Annotated in this window: 6 protein-coding genes; 3 read left to right on the top strand and 3 right to left on the bottom strand. The window is 50.8% G+C overall.

Annotated elements, in window-relative coordinates; genetic code table 11:
• Window positions 1-59: 59 nt before the first annotated feature.
• Window positions 60-1,898, bottom strand: coding sequence for an MBL fold metallo-hydrolase (locus J4G02_19935; protein MCE2396799.1), 1,839 nt, complete (start codon window positions 1,896-1,898; stop codon window positions 60-62).
• Window positions 1,899-1,972: 74 nt separating this feature from the next.
• On the opposite strand from J4G02_19935, the gene J4G02_19930 reads away from it, so the two are divergent.
• Complete coding sequence (locus J4G02_19930; GenBank protein ID MCE2396798.1) at window positions 1,973-2,434, top strand: DUF523 domain-containing protein; 462 nt, start codon at window positions 1,973-1,975, stop codon at window positions 2,432-2,434.
• Window positions 2,435-2,482: 48 nt separating this feature from the next.
• Here J4G02_19930 and J4G02_19925 read toward each other — a convergent pair whose 3' ends face one another.
• Window positions 2,483-3,388 carry a phytanoyl-CoA dioxygenase family protein gene (locus J4G02_19925; GenBank protein ID MCE2396797.1) on the bottom strand — a complete coding sequence of 302 codons (906 nt, stop codon included), beginning with the start codon at window positions 3,386-3,388 and terminating at the stop codon, window positions 2,483-2,485.
• Between the two features lie 214 nt (window positions 3,389-3,602).
• Here J4G02_19925 and J4G02_19920 point away from each other — a divergent pair, with 214 nt between their 5' ends.
• Entirely contained in the window at window positions 3,603-3,791 is a 189-nt protein-coding gene (locus J4G02_19920; GenBank protein MCE2396796.1) for a hypothetical protein, read from the top strand.
• A gap of 36 nt (window positions 3,792-3,827) precedes the next feature.
• Window positions 3,828-5,816, top strand: coding sequence for a hypothetical protein (locus tag J4G02_19915; GenBank protein MCE2396795.1), 1,989 nt, complete (start codon window positions 3,828-3,830; stop codon window positions 5,814-5,816).
• A 259-nt stretch (window positions 5,817-6,075) separates the two neighbouring features.
• Here the strand turns inward: J4G02_19915 and J4G02_19910 are convergent.
• A partial coding sequence (locus J4G02_19910; GenBank protein MCE2396794.1) for a hypothetical protein occupies window positions 6,076-6,329 on the bottom strand: 254 nt, incomplete at its 5' end.

Here is a 6,329-nt window from a genome sequence, read left to right as displayed (position 1 = left end):
GGTGAGATCCGCTACGGATTCCGCCGAGGACAATTCTGAAAGGCAGATTTCATGGCGTATTAGGCGTCGTGTGGAAAGACGAAAATCGCTTCACGGAACTGTCCGAGCGGTTGTCCATCATACGTTACATATAGAGGGATAACGATGCGTTGCGCGCCGTTAGCGTGCGTTGGAATCGGAATCGAAAAGGCGATATGTCCCTCCTGCTTCGGTGGAATGGTTACCGCCTGTTCGGGGATGTGGATGTCCCACGATTCAGGAAGGATTGGACGACAACTCGCAATTTGGGCTTGTGCGGAGTGATTGGTAACAACCAGATCCAAGGTCACTGTCTCGCCGGCGGTGACGTTTTGCTCGTAAGGATAGGGGCGCACCCAGTGTTCGTCCAGCCCATAGTTGGGATGGTCCCACGGAAAAAGATCTGCATAGAGTCGCTCCCTTTCAGCAAGGTTCGTGCGCATCTGCTGAATCTCGTCGTCCTTAAAAGTGAAGGCACACGGTACGTGGCAGTTGAAAATATAGGTTGGTTTGAGTTCAGCAATCCATGCAAGACATCGATCATATCCCACACCTTCACCGAGCAGATTACGATTTCCAGAGCAGTAATCATCAATACCTGCCATAGTGAAAGAGTCACCGGCGAAGAACAGACGGACACCGCGTCCCTCGACGAGCAAACCGCCGTGATAGTAGGTCTGACCGGGAAAATGGTAAGCGGTCATCTCGAATTCGTTCCACGTCCACGAATCACCGTCTTGGGTGCGATGATCGATCCGGGCGACAGCGGGCGAAATGCAGGGGAGACGGAAGCCGTGTGGGTTTTCTACAACGTCAGCCACAATTGAATCGGTTCGGGTTGTACACGGAAAAATTTCCTGAAATTCAGGGATGGCGTCTACATGATCGTCGTGGTAGTGGGTAATCCAGAACTCTGTCACGTCTAAGATCTCCCCTTTGGCTTTGAGACGCTGAATCTGTTTCAATATACCGGGGCTGCCACAATCCATGACGAACGCCTCCCCGTTCTCTGAGATAACCATCCACGTTGTCCCGTAGTGGCGCAGGAATTCTGGCACCGCTTTGCCTTCGCGAATCGGCATGTGCCCGGCACTGCCCTCAAAAGCGGTGAATAGCTTCGGAAAGTAGTATCGAAGCGCAGAAATGGCGACGTACTTATCGTAGCAGGCATCAAGTCGCTGTAGGAGTGTCTCTATCGCCCCGCTCGGATCGCGCATAATTTTTCCGTGTGAAGGGATGAGGACTTCGGGATACCGTTGCCGTACTTTTTTGAGGCTATGGGTCAATCGTCCCCTATCACCGAGAAAACCGTGATAGTCTGTTGTCTCTCCTCCTTTTTGGAGGCTGTATAATTCCCAGATCTGTCCTGTGTCGTAAATCAGATCTCCACAAAAAGCGTAACAGAGTCCATCAACTTCAACCGTGTAGGATACACTCCCATCGGTGTGACCGGGTGTATCAATTACATCGATTCTTGCGTTTCCCCATTGGAAGGAATCACCCTCGGCGTAGTTATCCGTCACAAGGATAGACTCGGCGAGCATCAGGTTGTGGGGGTGATAGTTGTAGAGATGCCAGCGCATCTGTGGATCGTTCCAAAACGTTTCGACCGACTCGAACCAAGCGCGTTCTTGTGATGGAACGCCAATGCGTGTGTCATCCGACGCTACGATTCCAATCCCCGACACTTGATCGCGATGGTGATGTGTGAACAGCACCGTATCAACTGTCGTGATTCCAAGCGTATTGAGGGTTGAACGCACGCTACCGTCACCACAGTCAATCAACAGGGCACGATCCCCATCGCGCAAAATGCCCACGCTGATAGAACCGTGATGAATAAAAATGTGGTCGCTCAGTTGCGAGAATTGGGTTGACATTTCTAGTCTGGATTCAAAAATAGGCTTAATGGGAAAGGTTAGAAGTCGCGCAAGGTTTCAACCGATAAATTGCCATGAAAAAAATCGTCATCAGTGCGTGTCTCATCGGTGAGAAATGCCGTTATAACGGTCTCGATAGCAAGAGCGAGACGGTCATGAACAAACTTGAAACAGATTCATTGATTCAGATCTGTCCAGAGCAGCTGGGCGGGCTATCGACGCCTCGACCAGCCGCCGAGATTGTCGGCGGAGATGGAGAGGATGTCCTCGACGGAAGGGCACGAGTCGTCACGGTAGATGGTGAAGACAAAACCAAGGCATTCCTAGCGGGGGCTTATCGCGCATTAGAAATCGCCCAAGCACATCGTGCGACCCACGCTATCCTCAAGTCGAAAAGTCCATCCTGCGGCTGTGGAAAGATATACGACGGCTCCTTCACCGGCAACCTCACCGATAGTGATGGGGTCACTGCAGCGCTATTTCGCCGGCACGGGATAGAAATTACGACGGAAGAAGATCTGGAGAACGGGGGATAAAGAGATAACTAGATCTTCTTCCGAGAATCGAGACAAGGCGACAAACGCTCAAGCCGCCACCGCCTCCTCGCCGAGATGCTCCGCCAACCACAGCTTCAGCGGGACATCTTCATCAGTTGGTGACGTATAGCCGTGCCCACCTGTGCTAGCGCCGAGCAACTGCTGTCGGATCGGGTCACAGCGATCCATAAAGTGATCCACGGTCATGTCGTCCCTAGGTCTTAACCACCGGTAGCTGTAACCGTAGAAAAGCACCTTTCGCGGGATATTTGAATAATTTGGACTGGCAGAATGCCAGAGCCGCCGATCGAAAAATACCGCTGTACCCGGTGGCACCTTCACGGCTAACGCTTCTGCCGGGTCTGAAACGCCATCTGGAGGAAAGTCCGGTGTTTTCTGTCGTTGGCTACCGGGTAGGACGTAGAAATTACCCCTACCTTCCTCTGTGGTATCGGTCAGAAAGAAACCCACTTTGAGGGAGATGCGCGGTTGGGGAGTCGTTTCCAATTCGTGATTCAAACGCGCGCTATCTTGATGCCACCCCAAACGCTTTTTCACCTCAGCTCCGTCAGATGGTCCCGGCGGGGTAACCGTCATATGGGAGTGATAGAGCTGGATGTTCCATCCCAAGATCCCCCATACTTTCGGGAACGTCTTATACCAATCGAGCAGTTCCAGAAAAATTTCGTCTTTCCCCACAAAGTCCATTAGGTTCAGCCGGTCATAAGGACCTACTAACTCCGCTGGGGGCCTGTTGGGGTCTATAGTGCCAGGGGCTCTCTGATCTGGTGAGTCTTCAGTGCTCCGGTATTGGGCATCGAGCCGGTCTACTACAGTCGCGAGGTCTTTGACCAAGTGTGGCGGTATAGCGTTCTCCACCACAAAAAAACCGTTCTGTTCAAATTCGCGGTGTTCATCTTCCGTCAAGCAATAATCAAAACACGATGTGTCCATACATGCCTCCTTGATTTATCGCTCATTCTTCTGTGGGTGCCTTGACTGCCACAAGACAGGGGGCAATCCATCAGTCTACAGCACACTTATAGGTGCAGTATATTATATCAGATTCCACTACACCTGTAAACCGGAAAGGAGAAGCAAATTCCGTTCCCAAAGCAATGGTTTCAGGGCTGAGCAAACTATTTTTGATGTTGATTACTGGAGTGCTATGTTAGAATATCATGTAGCGTGCAAGCAGGAAGATCTTCTGAAAACGGTGCAAGGTAAACAGGACTTAGACTTCGTCCGTGAGAACCCATCAAAGCACCAATTCGTGCGGCATACGCAACCCACCGTATCACTGACCTCAGCATATCGGCAGCGTAAATCCTCAAAAGCAGCATCGGCGGTTGAATAGTTACCCCAAGCCGAACAAGCAAAAAGGGAAGTGCCAATGGCAGCTTGGAACGCGGGAACACTTTCTGACTCTCGATCCCAAACCAGAGAACGGGAGGAAAAACCAAACGCTTTTGGTCCCACTCAACCCCAAGGGATTTCATGGAAAGCTGTCGTCTTTGCTGTCGCGCTCATCCCGCCCAACATCTACTGGATCGCCGTGGCAGAAATGGTGTGGACCGGATTGCATTTCACCGCCGTATCACTCCCATTGAATGTGATCTTCATCCTGTTTTGGCTCATCGGATATAACGCGGTTGCGCGTCGAATCTCCCCTCGGTTAGCGTTCTCACAGCAGGACCTATTGGTAATTTACATCATCCTGGCAACATCGAGCGCAGTTGCGGGCTACGATAGCCTTGTTGGGCTGATAGGTGTTATGCCACACATAACATGGTATGCAACGCCCGAAAACGATTGGGGAAATCTGTTTGCTGGACATCTGCCGCCATGGCTAATCATTACCAACAGAGAAGCCGTGCATGATTTTTACGTTGGAGAGGTCGATTTTTACGGGGCGAGTTATTGGAAATACTGGTTAATCCCGGCGATCAGTTGGACATTTCTTGTGTTAGTTATAACCATCTTGCTGCTCTGTATCACCGTCGTCCTGCGGCGTCCTTGGACGGAACAGGAGAAACTGACCTATCCGATCATACAACTGCCCCTTTCGATGAGCAATCCCAAAACTCGACTGTTTCACAGCAGGTTGTTCTGGATCGGCTTTGCGGTGGCGGCGATTGTTGACATCATCAACGGGCTAAACTACCTCTATCCTAGCGTCCCCTACATACCGGTGCGGGGTATCCGACTCGATCACTATTTCACAGAAAAACCGTGGAACGCCATCGGGTGGACGCCCATCCGTTTCCGCTTCTTCATGATCGGCATGACCTATCTGCTGCCACTGGATCTGTCCATCTCCTGCTGGTTTTTCTACATACTCCGCAAAATTGAACGGATTACCGGTGCTGTCACTGGGTGGTCAAATATTCCGGGATACCCTTTTCTGGGACAACAATCAATGGGGGCTGTGCTAGGAATCTGCATAATCGGCCTAGTCTCTATCAACCGTCATCTGCGGGCTGTGATCAAAAAAGTCTGCTTGGGTACAGGAATAGACGATTCTCGCGAACCGTTGCGGTATCGCGGCGCAGTTTTTGGCATTGTGATTTGCAGCGTACTGCTTGGTGTTTTCGCACAACAGATGGGACTGTCGCTTTGGGTGGTTGTCGCCTTCTTTCTCCTTTTTCTGATGATGTGCATTGCGATGGCACGCATCCGTGCTGAATCCGGCGTACCGGAGCATATCATGCACGTGGTCTCTCCACAAGATTCGCTCGTGAGCTTGTTGGGAACTCGTAGCTTCGGTCCGCGTAACCTTTCAGGCCTTTCCCTTTTCGTGTGGTTCAGCTATCGCAAGAGAAACTACCTGATGCCACATCAACTCGAAGGCTTCAAGATCGCCGAACAGACCGGTTTTTCAAGCCGCCCTGTCTTTTGGTTTCTGATTCTTGCAACCGGAGTGGGACTCCTTTCAGCGTTCATCATTTTCCCGCAGGCTCTCTACCGCTACGGTGCCGAAGCGCGCGCCGGTGGGATGAGGGCAGTTGGGTGGGATGCCTTCAACCGATTGTCAGATTGGTTGCAGCACCCTCGCTCGCCGGATTGGATTGGCAATAGCTTTTTGCTTTTCGGGCTGTTACTGACATTTCTCTTGACCTTCTTGCGTCGCACGTTACTCTGGTGGCCATTTCACCCAGCGGGCTATGCGTTAGCGACGAGCCGCTGCGTCGATGATTACTGGTTTACGATAGTTTTTGCCTCGACGCTGAAGTGGATAATTTTGCGGAGTGGCGGTGCGCGGGGGTATCGCCGATCGCTGCCATTTTTTCTTGGATTGATTGTGGGGGATTATATCTTCGCGTGCGGATGGTCGCTGCTTGGGATTATCTTAGATCGCCCTATGTACACGGTGTGGGTGTGAAAAGCCCGATGCAACCGTTAGAAGATTGATTTGACGTTGGCTCATGTTAAGAAATCGTGCAACAGAAGCCGAGTTTTTTGGAAAACTCGGTCTCTCTCTGCATTATCGTTTTTTTTGAACCACCTAGTTCGGGTTTCCTAGCCCACCTTCATCAATGAACTAATAATTTTCACGTTTCACGCATCACGTTTCACGACGTTTCACGCTTTTTACGTTTTGCACTTTCTTTTAACATGAACCTTGACGTTTAAGGAAAGTATTATCCGGGCAACGCGCCGCGATAGTCCACCCCTGTAAAAATGCCGATGACCATCCACAAGCCGACGACGCCATATTCACCGAGAATCAACCCTATGAACAACGGCCTGAGCTTACGGTAACTCCCAACCCCTCCAGTCTTCATAATTAAATACTTCAAAAACCAGCCGATAAACATTGATGCCCAAAGAAAATACGATGAATAGACAGCCCCCATCACATAGCCGATTGGATGTAACTTCCACCAAATAAATT

It is taken from the genome of Candidatus Poribacteria bacterium (assembly GCA_021295755.1).
Classification (GTDB): domain Bacteria; phylum Poribacteria; class WGA-4E; order WGA-4E; family PCPOR2b; genus PCPOR2b.
The sequence above is the reverse complement of the archived record's forward strand: the minus strand, read 5'-3'. Positions and strand labels throughout refer to the sequence as shown.